This is a genomic window from Nitrosomonas communis, from assembly GCF_001007935.1.
GTDB classification, from domain to species: Bacteria; Pseudomonadota; Gammaproteobacteria; order Burkholderiales; family Nitrosomonadaceae; genus Nitrosomonas; species Nitrosomonas communis.
Genome location: NZ_CP011451.1, coordinates 957,026 through 976,108, shown reverse-complemented (window position 1 = coordinate 976,108; position 19,083 = coordinate 957,026). Strand labels below are relative to the sequence as shown.

The window sequence follows — 19,083 nt, the reverse complement described above, 5'->3', positions numbered from 1 at the left end:
ATTCTGGGACAGCGTCATTGTGTTCCCCACATGCGTGGGGATGAACCGCCACTTTCAGCGATTTAAGTTTTCAGTATGTGGTGTTCCCCACATGCGTGGGGATGAACCGGAACCAAAAGCTATCACCCGGCAATGAATGCAGTGTTCCCCACATGCGTGGGGATGAACCGGTCTTAACAGTATCTGGCAGTTCAGCATTTGCGTGTTCCCCACATGCGTGGGGATGAGAACCGGGGTGAATCCAAGAAATGCTTGAGGGAGTACACCAGGGTTGTTAGCTAGGCCGTGTCTACAAAATTCTTTTTTCGGAGAAAATTTAATAGTAGACTGCATTACTGTAAGTCGTCTCAAGAATTAGTCTTAATTGTTAGCGCTATACTTCAACTCATTCAGGAGCGATGCCATGAAAATATGTAAGGTTTCTGTCATTTTGATTGTTCTTGCTTCATTGACTTCCTGCGCACACATGCATCCTCATCCAATGGATATGACGCAGGCTATCCAGAATGCTAAAACGCCTGCTGACCATGAAGCGCTAGCCAAACATTATGAAGCGACGGCGAGGGAGATGCAGTCAAAAGCGCAAGAGTATAAGAAGCTACTTGAGAAATACGATGCAAACGCTCCCCACTATGGTAGACAGGCACAAAATTTACAGAGCCATACTGAGGCTTTGATTCATCTTCACGAACAGGCTGCAAAAGCGAATATGGATATGGCTGATTCCCACCGTAAAATGGCTGTAGAGATCAAGTAATGTTTACTCAGCAAAGTAGCAAGATTCGGCTCCCGGTTTTAAGGATGTGCTTTTCAGCATGAAGTACTGGACCCTTTCTACTTGCTCCCGTCAGTTTTCCTTGCACTATTCAAAACGTATGTTGAGTGGAGTACTGCTCATATCGTTGTTAGTAGTGCAAGCAAAGATCATGCTGGAGGGTTGTCTGGTGATGCCCTATCTGCCAGCACCACAGAGCATGAAGCATACGGAGGGGCCTTGTGCCGAGCCTGCTTCACCTAGTGAGCGAGTTTGTTTGGCTAATTGTGAGTATTCGGTAAATAAACCCAAGCTTACAGGTGAGATTGCGTCGTTCGATGTTATCGTCGGGTTACCGGTAATAATGATTGTGATGGGTGTTCTCCTTAGTTTTTCACCCCATACTTTTTATATTGCGTTCATACCTGCCATCGGGCCGCCGTTATATCTGCTGTTCCTGCGCCTTTTCATTCCCATTCCTTCCTCTCCTCATTGATTGACTGGGCTGCACGTCTGTTGACATCAGCAAAGCCCATTCGATTCAATAAATATTCTTAATAGTTTTCCAAACTTGTGCTGCTTGCCTCGCTGAGAGGAAAGCGCAGGGTGTCCTGCCAGTGTGCCAGGATAAATTTGTCTGTTTAGATCGTCAGATCGATTTGTATGCAGAGAGTGGTTATTTATTCAGGAGTGAGGGTCATGAAACGAAATGTAATGAATGTTTTTGTCAGTGTTTGTGTTGTATTTTAATGGTTGGATGGATCACCATGCAGTTTGCTGATGCAGCCACTGTATCTCATAAGGGAACAGCAATGGTAAAAGCGATTGGATTGGAACAAGAACATCGTGAAACTTGCCTATGGTCCGATTGCATCGCTTAAATGGCCTGCTCTGACCATGAATTTCCAAATCAAGGAGCATACACTCATGCAAGGAATCAAGGTAGGTGACGGTGTGGCTTTTAACTTCATTCAATCGAATGGGGACTATGTAATTACGCATATTCAGCCGAGAAAATAGGAATAGATATCTAGACTAAAATACGTTAGGGAGAGCAAAATGATTGCCTCATCGCCAGACAATGCTAGAAATATTTTTTCCATAATCAGTAATGGAATGATCGCAGTATGGATTGCAGGAGCGATGATTCCGCTCGATGGACAGGCAGGTGCTTCAAACTCAGCTTATCCAATGATGTTTCAGCAATATAAACCCACAGTCAGTGGCAAGCAGATTACGCCGCTAACCCCCCTCATCACGGAGGCTCTGCAGAACAATCCGGAAATTCAAGCATCACTGCGGGAGCGCGAAGCAGCTCAGCAGAGAATATCACCCGCAGAAGCACTGGATGACCCCATGCTGGAAGCGGGAGTGATCAATGCGCCTTTGGCATCTTCGCCATTCAATCGCGAGGATATGACCATGAAAATGATTGGCCTGTCTCAGCGTTTTCCCTTTCCGGGAAAACGTGGTTTGCGCAAGGAAGTCGCGAGTAAAGATGCAGAAGCGATTAGTTATGGCTATCAGGAAACTGTGAATCGGGTAGTACGTGATCTGAGAATCGCTTATTTTGACCTTGGACTTATCGTAGAAATGACCCAATTGGTCGAAAAAAACAAGCTGATTCTTGAGCACTTTCTGCAGATTGCCGAAGGACGTTATCAAGTAGGGGAAGGAAGCCAGGCCGATGTCCTGAAGGCCCAGACACAGATTTCCAGAATGTTGGATGAACTGCTCAGGTTGGCTCGCGAACGGCCCATGATTGAAGCAGAGCTTATTCGCGCGCTTGGTCGTAGTACCTATGCTGGAGAACTGATACCTGAGCCGCTACCCATGCATCAAACTTCCTTAAATCTGGAGTCATTGCGAGAGAGAGCCATGACGCAGCGGCCGCAATTATTAGCATTGCAAAGCCTTACTGCCCGCAATAAAAAAGCAGTGGAGCTCGTGCAAAAAGAATACTACCCCGATTTTGATGTGCGCCTTTCGTATGGTCAGCGGGATAGGATGCTGGATAACACATCGCGCCCTGACATGATCAGCCTGACTGTGGCGGTTAACCTTCCAATATGGCGTAACAGTAAAATCGAACCACGGATTGCGGAATCGCAAGCGATGCACCATCAGGCATTGGATCTTTATCAGGTGCAAACTAACGAGATTGCGGCAAAACTGCGTCAACAAGGGGCAACGGCTGAGCAAAATCTCAAATCGGTACAGTTATATCAAACGACTATTCTGCCACAGGCCAGATTGACGGTTGAATCAGCGCTGGCCGCCTACCGAGTTAATCGAGTCGATTTTCTCACGCTGCTCGATAGCCAGATGACAGTATTTAACTATGAAATCAACCTGGTGACAGCGATAGCCAACTATAACAAGGCGCTCGCAGAAATCGATCTGCTTACTGGCAAAATCCCTGATGAATTGGTGCCTCCACATTAATGGAGTTCGTTATGAGAGTCCTTGTTAAAGTCATCATTATTGTTGCTTTGATTGCACTTTCGCTCGTTGTCGGGTATTGGTGGGGAAATACCCAGTCTGTTAAGCTTGTGGCCGAATCACCTGAGGTTACTACCCCCAAGGGCAAGATTCTTTATTACCGTAATCCCATGGGATTACCAGACACCTCGCCCGTACCCAAGAAAGATCCGATGGGGATGGATTACATCCCTGTTTATGAAGGGGAGGAATCGCCATCGGATAGTAAAGCAGTAAAGATCAGTACTGAAAAAATACAAAAGCTGGGAGTGAGAACTGAAGCGGTAGCACCACGCCAGTTGATTCGTACTGTCAGGGCCGTGGCCACGATTGCGCCAGATGAGCGCAAATTGTATACCTTAGTGACCAAATTTGAAGGTTGGATACATCGGCTCTACGTTAATACTACTGGCCAGGCAGTGAAAAAAGGGCAAGCTTTGATGGATGTGTACAGCCCTGAACTCATCACCGCGCAACAGGAATATCTGATTGCAGAGAAAGGCATGAGGCTGGTCGCTGAGAGTGATCCGGATATCAAAGCTGCCATGCAAAGACTGGCTGAGAGTGCCTTACAGAAACTGCGCAATTGGAATATATCGGAAATTGAATTACAACGCTTACAGCGTGAAGGCAAAGTCAGAGAGCATGTTACGCTGCGCTCCCTAACCAATGGCGTGGTATTGGAAAAACCTTCTGTTGAAGGAAAACGCTTTGAGCCTGGAGAAGTTCTCTATCAAATTGCTGATTTATCCCGCGTGTGGGTACTAGCCGATGTGTTTGAGCAAGATCTCGGCATGATCCATCCTGGGCAGATGGCTACCATCAGAGTCGATGCCTATCCGGACAAAGTATTTAGTGGAGAGGTCGCTTTCATTTATCCCAAAGTCACGCCAGAAACGCGTACTGCTATCGTTCGCATTGAATTGCCCAATGCTGATGAACTGCTTAAGCCTGCTATGTACGCGCACGTGGAGTTTGCTTCTTTTCATAGTAAAGAAAAGGTACTGACTGTGCCTGACTCAGCAGTCTTGGATACCGGCACACGGAAGCTGGTGCTGGTCGATCTGGGCGAAGGTCGGTTTGAGCCGAGAACGGTCAAACTTGGCATGCACGCCGATGGTTATGCTGAGGTACTAGGAGGACTTGAAGCGGGAGAAGTTGTGGTAGTCAAGGCAAATTTCCTGATTGATGCAGAAAGCAATCTCAAGGCAGCATTGAGCGATTTCAGTCATGGAAACCATGCTGTGGCATCCAGAAAAAAATCACATGCTAAACCCGGTGAATTGTTTGAAAGCCACCAACCGGAAACTCATCGAGGTGAAGGTAGCATCGAGTCAATTGATTTTGTGCATGCCACCATTACGGTGACTCATGGACCGATCGCCAGTCTCAATTGGCCTGCGATGCTGATGGATTTCCGGGTTGCTGATCCAGTATTACTGCGATCATTAAAACCAGGTCAAAAGGTTGCCTTCGAAATTACCGAGGGAACAGCCGGGGAGTATGTCATTGTTAGTATCTCTCCCTTGCATAACGGCGCTGCTTCCGGCAGGCACGAGGGACACTGAAGATGGTGGGAAAAATAATCGAATGGTCGGTACGACATGTTTTTCTGGTATTGCTGACAACATTTGCTCTCATTGTATGGGGCGTGTATGCGGTATGGAAAACACCCATTGACGCGATTCCTGATTTATCCGATGTTCAGGTCATCATTTATACTGAATATCCGGGCCAGGCGCCTCAAGTAGTGGAAGATCAGGTTACTTATCCACTGACCACAGCTATGCTGAGCGTACCGAAATCGAAAGTAGTGCGTGGGTTATCAGCCTTTGGCGTGTCGTTTATCTATATCATTTTTGAAGATGGTACGGATATTTACTGGGCGCGTTCACGTGTACTGGAATACCTGAATTTTGCCGCCAATAAATTACCGGAAAGTGTCAGGCCTGCACTTGGCCCGGATGCGACCGGGGTAGGCTGGGTTTACCAGTATGCCGTTACCGCTAGAGACCGTACACTGGATGAGCTGCGTAGCATCCAGGACTGGTTCCTGCGTTATCAATTGGTTGCCACAGAAGGTGTTTCAGAAATCGCCAGTGTCGGTGGGTTCGAAAAAACTTATCAGATTACGGTCGATCCACAGCATTTACAAGCCTATGGCATACCACTCAAAACAGTAATCGATGTGGTTGCTCAGAGTAATCGGGATGTAGGCGGGCGTGTGATCGAGCTCACGGAAACCGAATATATGGTGCGTGGCAGAGGGTACCTGCGCAATATCAGTGACATTGAGAATCTGGTCGTCAAGGCGCATGAAGGTATGCCGGTATTATTGCGTGATATCGCCCGGTTAGAGCTGGCACCTAATGAGCGACGTGGGATTACTGAGCTTAATGGTGAAGGGGAAGCCGTTTCAGGCATTGCCATCGCGCGTTATGGTGAAAATGCACTCGATGTCATCCACGATATCGAACAGAAAATCAATGAAATTAAATCGGGTCTGCCGGAAGGCGTTGAAATTCAATCAGTTTATAACCGATCTGAACTGATTCAGCGTGCCATCGACACGCTGAATGAAGTATTGGTTGAGCAAGTGATTATCGTAGCGCTGGTGTGTGCCATTTTTCTCATGCATGTGCGCAGTGCCCTGGTCGCAATGATCATGTTACCGATCGGTGTGCTCATCGCGTTTATTGTCATGTTTCATCTTGGCATCAATTCCAATATTATGAGCCTGGCTGGCATAGCGCTTGCGATTGCCGAGATGACTGACGCAGCCATTGTCATGGTTGAGAATACGCATAAACATCTTGCACGTCTCGATCCGCTTGCTCCGTCCTCGGCACGTGTGGAAGCCGTTGTTGCTGCATGCAAGGAAGTCGGTCCACCATTGTTCTTTAGCCTGTTGATTATCACGGTATCGTTTCTGCCGATATTTACGCTTGAGGCGCAGGAAGGGCGTATGTTTCAGCCGCTCGCCCTTACCAAGACATTTGCCATGGCGGGCGGAGCAATCCTTTCGATCACGCTGGTTCCAGCCCTCATCCTGCTGCTGATTCGTGGCCGCATTCCGCGCGAGCAGGATAATCCACTAGGTCGACTCTTAATCCGGCTCTATCAACCCGTCATTCCCTGGGTTATCAAATGGAAAAAAAGCATCCTTGTTATTGCTATCGTCATCCTGGGCTTGACCGGTTACCCGGCTGTCAGACTGGGAGCCGAATTCATGCCGACGCTGAATGAAGGCACATTGCTTTACATGCCGGTGACACTCCCTGGCATCTCCATTACCGAAGCAGCAGAAATCCTGCAGACACAGAACAAGATCATTAAAAGCTTTCCTGAAGTGGCCTCGGTATTCGGCAAAGCTGGGCGTGCTAACACAGCTACTGATCCAGCCCCGTTGGAAATGATCGAAACGATTATCAATCTGAAACCGGAAAGTGAGTGGCGCTCTGGTATGACTATCGACAAATTGATTACCGAGCTGGATCAGGCGCTGCAAATACCTGGTGTGGCCAATGCTTGGACAATGCCGATCAAAAACAGAATTGACATGCTCGCAACCGGCATCCGTACCCCCGTCGGGATCAAGGTGTTTGGAAATGATCTCAGTGAATTAGAAAAATTAGGTACGCAAATCGAGATGGCGGTTAAAACTGTGCCAGGCACCACAAGCGCTTTTGCGGAGCGAACTACTGGCGGATATTACCTCGATATTGAGCCTGATCGTATCGCGCTCGCTCGTTATGGATTGGCTGTGGGCGATTTGTTGGATGTAATTAAAACCGCGCTGGGAGCTGAAACGATTACTACGACTGTGGAAGGACGTGAGCGTTATGGTGTCACGGTGCGCTACCCACGCGAACTGCGCAGTGACCCGCAAGCGATTGCGACACAAGTGTTGGTACCCACCCTGGGAGCAATGGTTCCACTGGGTCAGTTGGCCCAAATCAAGCTGGTCAAAGGACCACCGAGTATCCGTACCGAGAATGCTTTGCTGTCTGCTTACATTTTTGTCGATATCCGTGATCGGGATATCGGCAGCTACATTGCAGATGCGCAGCAGGTAGTCTGTGAACAAATAAAGTTTCCACCTGGCTACTATGCTACCTGGAGTGGTCAGTTTGAATATATGCAACGTGCAACTGAGAAATTGAAAATGGTGGTGCCGTTTACGCTTTTGCTCGTATTTGTTCTTATTTATTTAAACTTTGGGCGTTTAAGCGAGACAATGATCGTGATGTTGTCGGTGCCTTTTTCCCTGGTCGGCGGTATCTGGTTAATGTATTGGTTTGGTTACAACATGAGTATCGCAGTCGCTGTGGGGTTCATTGGTTTGGCGGGGATCGCGGCTGAAACTGGCATGGTGATGCTGGAGTTCCTTGATCAGGCACTGAATGCCATCAAGGCAAAACGCCAAGCCGCAGGCGAAAAAATCACGATTGAAGATCTTTATAATGCTGTGAAAGAAGGCGCTGGAATGCGAATACGTCCAGTAATGATGACTATTGCAGGAAGTGTTTTTGGTTTACTGCCAGTTATGTTAAGCAGTGGTACAGGTTCAGAGCTGACCAAGCGCATTGCTGCACCCATGGTTGGGGGTATGATTTCAGCTACTGTACTGACATTAATCGTTCTTCCAGCAGTCTATGTGCTGGTTAAGAAAATTCAGATACAGCGTTCATTTAAAACAGAAAAAATATAAATATTTATTTTCGTAAACCAATTTAAGGACTCTACACACGAGCTATACTCCGCGCGGCCACAGATGCGGAAAATAGAAATGCGAAAAACTCTTATAATTTAAGGCCTTCAATACCTTTAAAATCCGCAATTGTTACCGTGCTGAGTATAGTTTAACTAACGGTTTTTCAATCTTTAAAACTAATTCTGAAAACCCTGATCATGGCTTCAAAACCACCTTCACACAGTTATCTTCCTTATCATTAAAAATCTGATACCCTTTCGCGGCTTCGCTTAAAGGAAGGCGATGCGAGATAATGTCATCCAGCACAACTTTTCCTTCTTCTACCAGATGTATCAGATGATCGATATAATTTTGTACAGGAACTTGTCCTGCTTTAATGGTAATACCTTTGTCAAAGATCTGGTGGATAGGAAAATTATCATAAGGATAACCATATACCCCTACAATAGAAACGGTACCGCCTCTGCGTACTGCATCCAGACACATACGCAGCGCATTAATGGTCCCTCTTTCGAGTCTGATGACGTTGGTAATTTTGTCCCATAAGCTGCGGTCTGCTTCCATGCCCACAGCGTCGATGCAAACATCAGCACCTCTTCCGTGAGTCATTTCACGTATTTTTTCAATTACATCTTCATCGTGCGCATTGAGGGTTTCGGTACGACAGGTGCGTCTTGAAGTTTCGAGTCGGTAATCTTCCACATCCAGGGCAATGACTCTTCCCGCACCGTGCAGCCAGGCTACCTTCTGCGCCATTAATCCAACAGGACCGCAGCCAAATATCGCAACGGTCTCGCCGCCTTTTAGCTGAGCCCAGTCAACAGCTGTATAGCCGGTAGGGAAGATATCGGTAAGAAATAATACCTGCTCGTCGCTCATGTTATCAGGAACTTTACGCGGACTATAATGCGCAAACGGTAAACGAACGTATTCCGCCTGGCCGCCATCATAGCCGCCATACATATCGGTATAGCCGTACAGTCCGCCTCCCTTACCTTTCAATAAGTGCCCCTCCGGACCATAAAACTCAGGATTCGATTCTTCACATTGCGTAGGGAGTTGATGCGTACAGAACCAGCAATGTCCGCAGGCAATCGGGAAGGGTACGACCACCCGGTCTCCTTTTTTCAGATGAGTAACCCCGGAACCGGTTTCTTCTACTATACCCATAAATTCATGCCCCAATACCATACTACGCAGTTGAGGAAACATTCCGTTATAAATATGAAGATCAGAACCACAGATAGCGGTGGAAGTTACTTTAAGGATAACGTCAGTTTCCTTCTGTATTTCAGGGTCTTGTACGGTTTCAACTCTTACGTCTTTTGGTTTATGAAATACGAGTGCTTTCATATTAAAATGGATAAAAGTTAAACAAAAAAAGGAATTTAAACTAAGCACAGCGTAGAGCATGCGGCTTTGCTTTATTTTCTGTGCTTTAAAAGTAGGAGAGAGTAACCGGCACAAAGTTCAACATCATCGCCCAGGTCAATGGAAAGACTCATGGACATAGTGATGTTATTCCATTTCCCCATCAAACATGGCGCGAAGGTGAGCCGCAGACAATATCCATAATGCGGTACGGTGAAGCCGACAAACTCAGTTTTGACTCACAAATGGAATGAATCATTGCAATAAAATAATCTTCAGCACATGAGAAAGGTTGATCATCATGAAAAAACACTCCCATTATATTCCGGCGTTTCATTTCCATTGGTTGACGCGCTGGTACGATCCGATGATGCGGCTCTTTTTTCATGAAGAAAGAGTAAAGACTGCATTGATTGCACAAGCGCACGTTCAGCCGGGTCAAAATGTGCTGGATGTCGGCTGCGGTACGGGCACGCTCGCGATGCTGATCAAACAAACTCAACCGAATGTCACCGTATATGGACTTGACGTGGATCCTCAGGTATTGGATATCGCACGAAGTAAGGCCGAGCAGGCAGGAGAAAGTATCGTCCTTCAGCAGGGTAGGGCAACTTGTCTGCCCTATCCGAATGGATGCTTCGATCACGTATTTGCCAGCCTGGTGCTTCATCATCTAACACGACAGGATAAGCAGCAAATGCTCAGGGAAGTTTTCCGCATCCTCAAACCCGGTGGGGAATTGCATGTGGCGGATTTCAGTCGACCGCATGATCCAGGCATGTGGTTAATCTCTCTGATCGTGCGGTGGTTTGAAGAAGTGCACGATCATATTCTGGGCCTGTTACCGGTTTTTATGACGGATATCGGCTTCAATCCGGTAGAGGAGACTACTTGTTACCGTACCCTACTCGGCACTGTCGCTTCATATCGTGCAGGTAAACCAATAAACTGAGCCAATAAGCTGAGCGATAGCCTGCAGAACGCCAGTATTTAACGCGAGCATATAACTAGCGTATCACAAGCAGTAGATAAGCTCATAGTTCGCTTGCCTGTAAGTACTGCTGGCTGGACAAAAGAATAGGAATCCATCGGTCTGGTCTGCTATGTAAATCGCATGGATCTGTGCCTGGTGGATTGCCATAGTCAGCCATCCTGCCGAAAATGTGCATTTGTGTGCGATATAGAATGTAACAAGTAATGGACATAAAGGTAAAGACGCGTTGAATGCAATGAGACACATCAATCGTGAAGGATGGGTTTCTCAATCACAGTCATGCCATTAATTGCCTGTTATTCTTATTCTTTGTGGCATTCTTCCTTGTTGCCATAATAACTTCTTTAGCCTGGAACATAGCAAAGCTTGTAGTGCGGTTAATTCTAGTGCCATTTTTTGATGCATTCATCCTACTGAGCATCCTGATGCAATAAAGCTGAATTGGTTTAATCCATCGCTTTTGCTCACCATCTGAGCCGATCAAAAGAATAACTGAAACATTGAGTCACTGTGACTTGATGATCACCACCGATTGTATTCAGTTTACGTGTTTACACGTATTTTTTAAGTCAGCATATCCCGATAAGCTAACGGAATACCACAATGCGACAAAAGGAGCATGTCACCTAAAACACACTGATCTGTAAATATGTTTTATCAAGCTAACAGTGAAGCGGGATCTGCATATTTTTAAGCCTGTGTATGGTCTTGCGACGTATTGAATTTGAAAAACAAGGAGCTAATCATGAATAAAAGTAAAATTCTTGCCACGTGCGTTCTGGTCTGTGCACTAATGATGACATCAACGGTGCAAGCAGAAGAAGACTATTTAACCAGTTTTGGCAACAAACTCAGCCAGGGTTTGGCGAATATGGCCTTTGGGTTCGTCGAAATCCCCAAGAATGTCATCAATATCAGCAACGAGCATAATATCCTTGTAGGCCTGACTTGGGGCCTGGTTCGAGGTGTTATGCATGGGGTGACTCGAACGTTTGTGGGAGGCGCTGAATTCTTGACTTCACCGTTTCCAACTTACGATTTTGCGACTCCAGCCTATGTTTGGGATCGCTTCAGTGAGGACAGCCGCTATATTGGATTGAATTATCCCGGTTACTGGACTATTTATGGTCCATTGGATGATGGCAAGTAAACCTGTTTCGACTCATTCAATCAAAAGGATATTATCATGAAAAATTATATTCACCCCTTGCTTGCGCTTTTGGCATTCCTGCTGGCAGCCTGTACCACACCTAAACAGAACACGGCTGATTTAAAAGCTGAGATTGATGCAGCTAGATCAGGTCACTATGGACAAGCCATGTTACATGCGGAGCAGTCTGCAAAAGATCTGGAAGCAGCCAATAATATGCTAAGCCACCTTGAGAATGACCACTACTGGAATATCGATGAGAAACAAAAAGCCTTGAATGCTGCCAGATCAGCAGCACACCATCGTTTGGAATCAGAGAAAGAGATGTGTCAATGGCTGACTGAAGTGCACAGCCATAACCATTATAAAGGAGCAAAAAAAACACGTAAAAAGCACCATTCAGTTGCTTACTTTGAGACGGGTAGTGCTGAACCGTTTAAAACCAGAGATGAAGCCATCAGCAGAATAGGTCATTGGTTAAAAGAACATCCCAATGCAACGGCAACTATTACTGCCTCAACGGATACTGTTGGTAAACCAGATTACAATCAGGCCTTATCGGAAAGAAGGGCTAAGGCAGTGATGGAGCGTTTGGTAGCAAGTGGTGCAAAATCTAACCAGTTAATTGTTAAAGCGATTGGTGAAGCCACAGGCCCTGACAACACACCAAATCAGAAAAATCGTGTGGTAAATGTGACTACTTCACAGTCTCAAGATGGCTACTTGGATTGTCCCAATTTAAAATAGAGCTTACTAACTTATCTTATAAAATCATATCTTGTTGATTTTACGCTAATACGAACACTGAGGGTCAGGCTTTACTAGTAAGGGATGTGTTTCGAGCGAGGGATAATGCGACTGATTTGCTCGAAAAAATGCTATGAATGTTCATTCAAAAGACGGTCTCGAAGTGTTCGCATCGGCTGCTGTCATGTTTATCGCCGATAAAGGATAGAACAAGAGAATAAGCTTGTAGCCTCATATTAGCGCTACTGGGAGGTTAACATCCCATGATAATGAGCGAGAGAGTCTGTAGGATCTCAAATAGACTGATTCATAGCATCCCTTTACGATATAAAACACTTAGATCCATCATGATTGCGATACCATAATGAAGCATGACCCCTGGCCAGATACTCTTGCTTTTCAGACTCATCGCACCCAACACGATCCCGGCAACGATTGCGCCTATTGTTTCAGGTAAAGGCTTGCCAAAATGAATCATGCAATAGGGAATCGTCATGACAAATATGGCATAAACCCCAAATCTTCGTTTAGTGCCATGCAATAAAAATCCTCGGAATAAAAATTCAAGCGCAATGAACTGAAGAAAATAAAATAACTCCCAAATTACAAAATTCGGATAAAAATTCTCATTTTTTCCTATCCTATAAAAAGGATAGCTTGCCAAAAAACTATCTGTCCCTGAGAAATAAACAACTAAAGGCGCCATACTGATAATCATGATTAAGTAAGGCCTATAATTGCTAAAACTGTAATTAGGAGCTAATCCGTAATTACTGAGCTTTTCTTTTATCACCAACACAATCACCAGTATCGGCACAATGAAATAAAACAGAATAATTGAGCATGCCCAGAACATTAATTGATGTAGCTGAGCGTCTGAGTGACGCAGCATGAATGATCGAAAAAAGTTCGAAAGCTCATATAGCTCTATGCTTTCCAAAATAGATAATACAAAACGATAATCTCCAAAATAACGATTAAGGGTCAATGCTAACGCCACCACAATGCAAATCAGTGCGACTTTAAAGTTAGTTCTTTTTGTTTGCCATTGAAGTAACTTGGTAATAGTCTGACTTGTTTCTGATACAAATAACCTGAACATGCTGATCTAAAGAATAAGAAAGTAATGCTATGCAAATGATTTGTGCTACACAAATAATTTCTTCGTGGAGTGCAATCGCGCTTTAATAAAAATAGATGAATTAATCGCTTGGTTTATATGTGTGCACCTATCGTATTGCGCAGCATATTATCAAAAGGGTAATAATCGTCAAGAGTGCTTTACCTTGGCTGAGAGTGTGCCAGTCGGTCTCAGATAGTTAGAAAAATATGTCAAAAATATGAAGTTTCTGTTTATGCCTGTGTATTAATGACAAATTATGTTTATTTACTTTGCGTACTGGAAAGCACTAGCGGTATTAGCAAACAATGCAAGCGCTCGGATGTTCTTATGTGTGCTACTTCAACCAGATCTTCCAGTGAAGCAAAATTTTATGGGAAGGGGTGTATTAAACTTGCCTTGTGTAAATCAGACTGAAGAGCAACCGAATAAACCGTGGCTCAGTTTTATTGAGATATTAATAATTCTAGACCTAGCACTTTTTGCAAGCATATGAGGCCCAATCTCCTCCTGATTATGGAATGCAAAGACAACATCAGACCAACCATTCTGTGATAATGTGCGATGAGACCCCGATTGACGTTTGACCTGCCAACTTATGCGCAATAATGCGACGAGTACACGTCTGACCTTGCATGATAGTCATTGGCTCATGTCGCAGCAAGGGAAATACTGATGAACTGAGGCCGAATTTCGCCATGTTCAAGTTGTTCAGCCAATACCCGCAGCACAAGTACTTAGGCTTTTAGCCATGGCTTCGCCAGGCGTCGTGCCATAAGCAAGAACACCCGCAAGCTGCGGGACTTCTGCAAGCCATCGACCATCTTCTTCCTGTTCGAATTCGATGCTGAAATCAATAAGCTTTGTTCCTCGTTTTTTTGGAGAGGGAGATTGTGGCGATTGTACTCCCAAACGTGGCCAGCGGCTAACGTTAGTCTCTTCCATTATGGAATAAGTCTGAAGGGCTTGCGTTTTCTCAACGAGAAATGAGTCTGAGTAAGTAGATTCTAGATTCTGAATTGATCATCAGGCAAAGCATGATGATCGGCATGCACGAACAAAGTGCTTCATACGCTATGTAATGACGGACACTTTTTATATTCGCGGCGATCTCCATGCGATGTGACGTAATAAAGCATCGGAAATTCTAAATGGAGCACAAAAATGGAGCCAGGTCGCGATTCACGCCCCTTTTAGTTTAGTTATAAAAATAATGAACTTTGATTCGGATTAAATTTCCAAATTTTAAGATGTGTAATGAAATAAAATTCTATTAAACATTTGCATTACTCTAGCCAACATATGAGAGGCAATATGTCATAAAATCAGGTATTTACCTTTTTACACCACCTGTTTAAGATGATTCCTTGTTCTAATATTTTTAGCATCCTCTGAGAATCTGGCCTCGGCAATTAAATCCCAAGCAAAATCAGCCGTGGCCATATTGATCAGATTGAATAAAAGATTGGAAGAGACCTGGATAAAAAATTTTGTTTCGATAAGTGTGAGCATCAATTATCCAAATGGTAATTGTATTAGCAATACCACAAATCAACTATCTTTCCGGAGCATAGAAAGAAAATAATTAAGAATCAATGTCTTGCTTGTCATCCCTAAAACACGGATAGGATGTAAGAAATTGCTGGTTTAGAGCTGTTGTGACAAGCTGATATTCAAAAATTTTTCTTAATAGGAGAAAACAAGGATGATAGATCAAGAAAAATTAGAATTGCCAGTTAGCTGGGGTTGGCTATTGGCACTCGGCATAGCTCTGCTCATCTTTGGGATGCTTGGCGTAGCTATGCAATTCTACCTGACCTTGGCCAGCGTAATTTTGTTTGGTGCCTTAGCTCTGGTGTCCGGCTGTTTTCAGCTCTGGCATGGCTTGGCTACAAAAGAAGTTAAATGGTCAGGCCGTGCTTTGCATCTGCTTATCGCGCTAATTTATATCGTATTTGGTGGATTGTTAGTGTGGGATCCAGTGAGCGGTACACTCAGCCTTACCCTTATATTAGCGGGCTTCTTGATTGCTATCGGTTTGTCACGTATTAGTTATGCATGGAACTGCCGAAAACGTGGCTGGAAATGGCAGCTAACGCTGGTAGGTGGTTTGATTGATTTATTGTTAGCCGGCTTGATTGTTTATGGATGGCCAGAAACTGCGTTTTGGGTAATTGGTTTATTTGTGGCTATTGAGATGATGATCAATGGCTGGCTGTTAATCGCTATGGCTATGGCAGCACGCAACATCAGTCATGAGGCGGAAAAGAAGGCTTGAACCTAAATATCTAAACTTGAATTCACGTAATAAGTGTGTAACCCATCAATCTCTCAGCATCTATACCTTGTTATTCTTGGAACGTCTTGTAAGGTCTCCTAGACCCTAGGCATTTTCTTGGTTTGTTGTTTAGTTTGTGTCCAACATCTAACGGAAAATAAGCGTCAAAAATAAGGGCCAGGTCGCGAATCAAGAAAAATAAGTGGATATACTACAGATTATGTGTCAAGGGCTATTCCGTTTAGGATTCCCGAATGTGCTTTATCACGTCACATCACGTGGAGATCGCGGCGAAAATATTTATGAAGATGATGACTGATTAAGGTTTTTAGAAATCCTTGGAGCGGTTGTTGCAGATTACAACTGGTTGTGTCATGGCTACTGTCTGATGGGTAACAATTATTATCATCTCCTCATTGAAACCATTGATGACAATTTGTCAAACGGGGTGCGTCAGCCAGCGTAGTATTTGCTACCTCACTCACGCACCCAGCAACGATTGGGACTATTGTTCGCAAGAATAAGAATGCTTGATTCTGCACCTTACTCTTTCTTTGCTTTGTGCTCTCAATTCATCTCAAATCCGAAGCTTGCCTGGCAATGCAAAAAAGATTGCTGAATTTCAGAGTAAGCTCTCGTTACAAAAAACAAATCTCCTTATCTGCCCGTGGCACCAGCTTGTTCAGCTTTAGGAAATATAATTTCTACCCGCCTATTTTGTTGGCGGCCGGCTTCGTTGCGATTGGAAGCCACCGGATAACTTTCACCAAAACCCTGAGCCGTGATGCGCTGAGGATTAACGCCGTTGCTTATCAAAAAATTCTGCACCGATTGGGCACGCTGCTCCGATAATCTCTGGTTATAAGATTCTGATCCGGTATTATCCGTGTGCCCCTCGATGAGGATATTTTGCTCGGGATGGGATTGTAAGAATGAAACGAGACGAGAGAGATTCATCTGCGCACCACGCTTTAGAGTTGCACGGTTGTATTCGAACAGCACATCACCCAGCGTCATCACATAACCACGCTCCGTCTGCTCGGCCTTAAGCTCAGCCAATTCATTCGCTAGCGCGCGAGCTTCGTTAGTTCTCGCTTCTAATAGAATTTGATCACGCTCTTTAATCAATTGCTCTAATGCTGCTTCGGCTTCCTTCCGTTGAGCCTCGACGCGTGCAATCTCTAACTGTCTTTGGGCGATGCCGGCAAGATGAGCAGTTTCCTTACGGTTTCCGGCCTGCTCAGCCCGCACTATAGTCTCACTGGCCTTTTGGAGTTCTACAGGTGCCATGTTGACAACTTTTGGATCTTGTCGAGTTTGTTCGTAAGCTACCCGTGCCTGTTGCAGCGTCCCGTTGGGAGCGGCACAAGCGCTCAATGTAGCAGCGAGGCAAATGGTAAATGCGCGATTATTCCACCAAAAAAAACGATTGCTTTGAGTAATCATCGTCGTCTCCTTTGTTCATTGATCGGTGTAAAACACTATCTTATACACCGTCGAGCGTAATAGACTGAGGCTGCGTGTCGGTTTGGAGTGCAGAGCTAGCGTACTTTGCTTTCCCGCCGAAGATCTTCAATCGCTTTTTGAATTTCTTGAGTTTGCGATTGTGCCCGCTCGGACAGGGCGGTACTTTCGGCCAGTCGGGCGTCGACTTGGGCTTCTTCGGCCAACCGTCGCGCGATCTCATAGTCCTTATTGCTGAGGGAGGATTTTGCCTGATCTAGTTTATCTTTGGCTAAGTGCGTTGGCAGTGGCGCATATTTTGCGGAATCGGCGCTGATCGCCCGGTCATAAGCTTCATCTGCTGACGAAATGGCAAGCCGTGCCGGCGTTGGGCTAGCACAAGCAGCCAATAGAATAACACCGCCAATCATTAATAAAGTAAGTGGGGGTGCTTTTTTCAGTAGCGCAATCTTATTCATCATCGCTGACCTCCAAATGGATTTTGGCTTTCAGGGGTATTTGACAGCGAGACGCGACAAGAAAAAACATCAATACTCGAGGTTCTTGTTGATCGCTAGTACATATCAAACCCCTGGTAACGCAGAAAAAATAAAACGCTTTTTTTCACTAAAAAATGAATGTACTGGAAATCAGACTGACTGTCAAACACATTGCTGACCGAACAAAAAATTACTTAATTGCAACTCATCATCAGGAAAATCAGAGATATGGTTGCTATTTTATTTTCTGTTAGTGCAACATGACTTTGTCTACCTGGCAAAAAAGACCAAACTCGACGGGCAAGTTCAATGGGCTGTTATCATCCCATAAAACTTGACACCTATTTGCTAATTCTGTCTTCTGCGCACCACTTGCTTCAGGTGCCTCCTTGAGTTCTTTACCCGGAAGGTTAAACGGGAAGCTGGTACGTTCAAATTCGATTCAGGCAATGCCAGCAGCACTGCCCCTGCAATGGTAAATGGGTTAGCTCGCGTAAGCCGCACTCGTCATTACACCGAAAAACGGGAGGAGGCAATTTTATATTTTTGACTGTCAGTATTTGCCTAGTGCTGCAAAAAGCAAGACCTGGTCTCATGTTTGTAACGGGTTCGGTTGATTGCCCGGTTAGTTACCCATTCGTGTCATCGAACGTTCAATATTCTGTCGAGCTTGCTTTTCATAGCGTTGTATGAACACAGGCGTATTGAATATCGTTGGCCGTGCGAGAAAATCCTTCAGAATCTTCCTCCGTCTCTTTCTGAACAAGAAAAACGGAACCCAAGAATATTCTTCACGTATCTGTCGTTCGTATTCCTTAAACCTTTCAGGTTCTGCACCCAGGATGGATAGGTCTACATCGATCAAGACTTGTTCGTCCTTATTGCGCGGCAGTACGGCGTGCCGGGTTGCCATGATCAAGTTTGAGATACGGGCAGCGGCATCTTTGGTCCCACCTGCAGCCAGTACTTTCTTTACTGCTAGCTCTGCACTCTTAACTTCGTTCTGGTTGGAGTGTTTCTCATAAATTGCATCGTGGAACCAAATCGCTAACTCTACTTCGGCGGCATGCTCTGCGAGATTGCAGATCTCGGTGAGCTTCGCAAAGCACTCTTCAAGATGGCGCACAGTATGGTATCTCCGGTGGGGCTCGGAGTACCGGGCGATGAGCTCTTTAAACTCCTGAAGCAGCATAGGGGTGATTGAAATGCCCAGCCCTTCCCAAGACGCTTTCCATTGATTCGCTAGTATCACTTGAATAGCTAACTGGAATTAAATCTTCGCAATGACACAGTAGAAAAGGTATCAGTCATAATAGCTTGCAAAATGAACGAATTAACCGAATAACAGCCCTATAATCAACATTAAAATACGCTGCGGTTCCAAATATTGGGTAATGTCCCGTTGGTATATCACATTCATCATCTTTCCTCTACCCGTAATACCGTCAACAATTTCATCCACCGGTTTCTTGGGCAATTTCTTCGATCGCTTGATAATATGAATATTATCGCTTTTTGTTTTAAACTAATT

General features: G+C 45.0%; 17 protein-coding genes, 1 pseudogene and 1 CRISPR repeat array (1 of these 19 running past the window's edge). Of the genes and pseudogenes, 10 read left to right on the top strand and 8 right to left on the bottom strand.

Translation table 11 applies throughout. The features are described from left to right. Positions 1 to 231: a CRISPR direct-repeat array (repeat unit 29 nt; unit sequence GTGTTCCCCACATGCGTGGGGATGAACCG); it reaches 103 nt to the left of the window's first position. A 172-nt stretch (positions 232 to 403) separates the two neighbouring features. The 6 genes from AAW31_RS04275 to AAW31_RS04250 all read left to right on the top strand — a co-directional run bounded on the left by AAW31_RS04275 (position 404) and on the right by AAW31_RS04250 (position 7,946). Further along, positions 404 to 757, top strand: a complete 354-nt coding sequence (locus AAW31_RS04275; RefSeq protein WP_046849299.1) for a hypothetical protein — start codon at positions 404 to 406, stop codon at positions 755 to 757. A 58-nt stretch (positions 758 to 815) separates the two neighbouring features. Further along, entirely contained in the window at positions 816 to 1,250 is a 435-nt protein-coding gene (locus tag AAW31_RS04270) for a hypothetical protein (RefSeq protein WP_144412839.1), read from the top strand. A 329-nt stretch (positions 1,251 to 1,579) separates the two neighbouring features. Continuing rightward, a complete protein-coding gene (locus AAW31_RS04265; protein WP_052752069.1) occupies positions 1,580 to 1,774 on the top strand; it encodes a copper-binding protein in 195 nt (64 codons plus the stop codon). Positions 1,775 to 1,813: 39 nt separating this feature from the next. Beyond that, complete coding sequence (locus tag AAW31_RS04260; protein WP_235264494.1) at positions 1,814 to 3,199, top strand: TolC family protein; 1,386 nt, start codon at positions 1,814 to 1,816, stop codon at positions 3,197 to 3,199. Between the two features lie 11 nt (positions 3,200 to 3,210). Next, positions 3,211 to 4,803, top strand: a complete 1,593-nt coding sequence (locus AAW31_RS04255) for an efflux RND transporter periplasmic adaptor subunit (protein ID WP_046849297.1) — start codon at positions 3,211 to 3,213, stop codon at positions 4,801 to 4,803. 2 nt (positions 4,804 to 4,805) lie between these two features. Continuing rightward, positions 4,806 to 7,946: an efflux RND transporter permease subunit gene (locus AAW31_RS04250; protein WP_046849296.1), complete on the top strand. Its 3,141-nt coding sequence runs from the start codon at positions 4,806 to 4,808 to the stop codon at positions 7,944 to 7,946. Positions 7,947 to 8,144: 198 nt separating this feature from the next. Here the strand turns inward: AAW31_RS04250 and AAW31_RS04245 are convergent, their stop codons facing one another. After that, on the bottom strand, positions 8,145 to 9,302 hold the full coding sequence (locus AAW31_RS04245; RefSeq protein WP_046851503.1) for a zinc-dependent alcohol dehydrogenase: 1,158 nt from the start codon (positions 9,300 to 9,302) through the stop codon (positions 8,145 to 8,147). Between the two features lie 319 nt (positions 9,303 to 9,621). On the opposite strand from AAW31_RS04245, the gene AAW31_RS04240 reads away from it, so the two are divergent. Further along, on the top strand, positions 9,622 to 10,272 hold the full coding sequence (locus AAW31_RS04240) for a class I SAM-dependent methyltransferase (protein WP_046851502.1): 651 nt from the start codon (positions 9,622 to 9,624) through the stop codon (positions 10,270 to 10,272). A gap of 319 nt (positions 10,273 to 10,591) precedes the next feature. Here AAW31_RS04240 and AAW31_RS23025 read toward each other — a convergent pair whose 3' ends face one another. Beyond that, on the bottom strand, positions 10,592 to 10,723 hold the full coding sequence (locus AAW31_RS23025) for a hypothetical protein (protein WP_258920413.1): 132 nt from the start codon (positions 10,721 to 10,723) through the stop codon (positions 10,592 to 10,594). A 384-nt stretch (positions 10,724 to 11,107) separates the two neighbouring features. On the opposite strand from AAW31_RS23025, the gene AAW31_RS04230 reads away from it, so the two are divergent. Beyond that, the gene (locus AAW31_RS04230) at positions 11,108 to 11,464 is read left to right on the top strand and encodes an exosortase system-associated protein, TIGR04073 family (RefSeq protein WP_200899705.1); all 357 of its coding nucleotides are present in this window, start codon (positions 11,108 to 11,110) and stop codon (positions 11,462 to 11,464) included. A 36-nt stretch (positions 11,465 to 11,500) separates the two neighbouring features. Continuing rightward, on the top strand, positions 11,501 to 12,211 hold the full coding sequence (locus AAW31_RS04225) for an OmpA family protein (protein ID WP_200899704.1): 711 nt from the start codon (positions 11,501 to 11,503) through the stop codon (positions 12,209 to 12,211). A 307-nt stretch (positions 12,212 to 12,518) separates the two neighbouring features. On the opposite strand, the gene AAW31_RS04220 is transcribed toward AAW31_RS04225, so the two are convergent. The 3 genes and pseudogenes from AAW31_RS04220 to AAW31_RS21705 form a co-directional block, all read right to left on the bottom strand. Further along, positions 12,519 to 13,313: a CPBP family intramembrane glutamic endopeptidase gene (locus tag AAW31_RS04220; protein WP_052752068.1), complete on the bottom strand. Its 795-nt coding sequence runs from the start codon at positions 13,311 to 13,313 to the stop codon at positions 12,519 to 12,521. Between the two features lie 426 nt (positions 13,314 to 13,739). Continuing rightward, a pseudogene (locus AAW31_RS23385) lies at positions 13,740 to 13,946 on the bottom strand (hypothetical protein); the annotation flags it as partial. 96 nt (positions 13,947 to 14,042) lie between these two features. Then, complete coding sequence (locus AAW31_RS21705; protein ID WP_200899702.1) at positions 14,043 to 14,276, bottom strand: type II toxin-antitoxin system HicB family antitoxin; 234 nt, start codon at positions 14,274 to 14,276, stop codon at positions 14,043 to 14,045. Between the two features lie 760 nt (positions 14,277 to 15,036). Between AAW31_RS21705 and AAW31_RS04205 the strand changes: the two genes are divergently transcribed. Next, positions 15,037 to 15,609 (top strand): HdeD family acid-resistance protein, encoded by a 573-nt coding sequence (locus AAW31_RS04205; RefSeq protein WP_046849291.1) that lies wholly within the window; start codon positions 15,037 to 15,039, stop codon positions 15,607 to 15,609. 657 nt (positions 15,610 to 16,266) lie between these two features. On the opposite strand, the gene AAW31_RS04200 is transcribed toward AAW31_RS04205, so the two are convergent. The 3 genes from AAW31_RS04200 to AAW31_RS04190 form a co-directional block, all read right to left on the bottom strand. After that, a complete protein-coding gene (locus AAW31_RS04200) occupies positions 16,267 to 17,055 on the bottom strand; it encodes an OmpA family protein (RefSeq protein ID WP_052752067.1) in 789 nt (262 codons plus the stop codon). Positions 17,056 to 17,150: 95 nt separating this feature from the next. After that, a complete protein-coding gene (locus AAW31_RS04195) occupies positions 17,151 to 17,534 on the bottom strand; it encodes a DUF4398 domain-containing protein (RefSeq protein WP_052752066.1) in 384 nt (127 codons plus the stop codon). 643 nt (positions 17,535 to 18,177) lie between these two features. Next, the gene (locus tag AAW31_RS04190) at positions 18,178 to 18,804 is read right to left on the bottom strand and encodes an HD domain-containing protein (protein ID WP_046849290.1); all 627 of its coding nucleotides are present in this window, start codon (positions 18,802 to 18,804) and stop codon (positions 18,178 to 18,180) included. Positions 18,805 to 19,083: the final 279 nt, after the last annotated feature.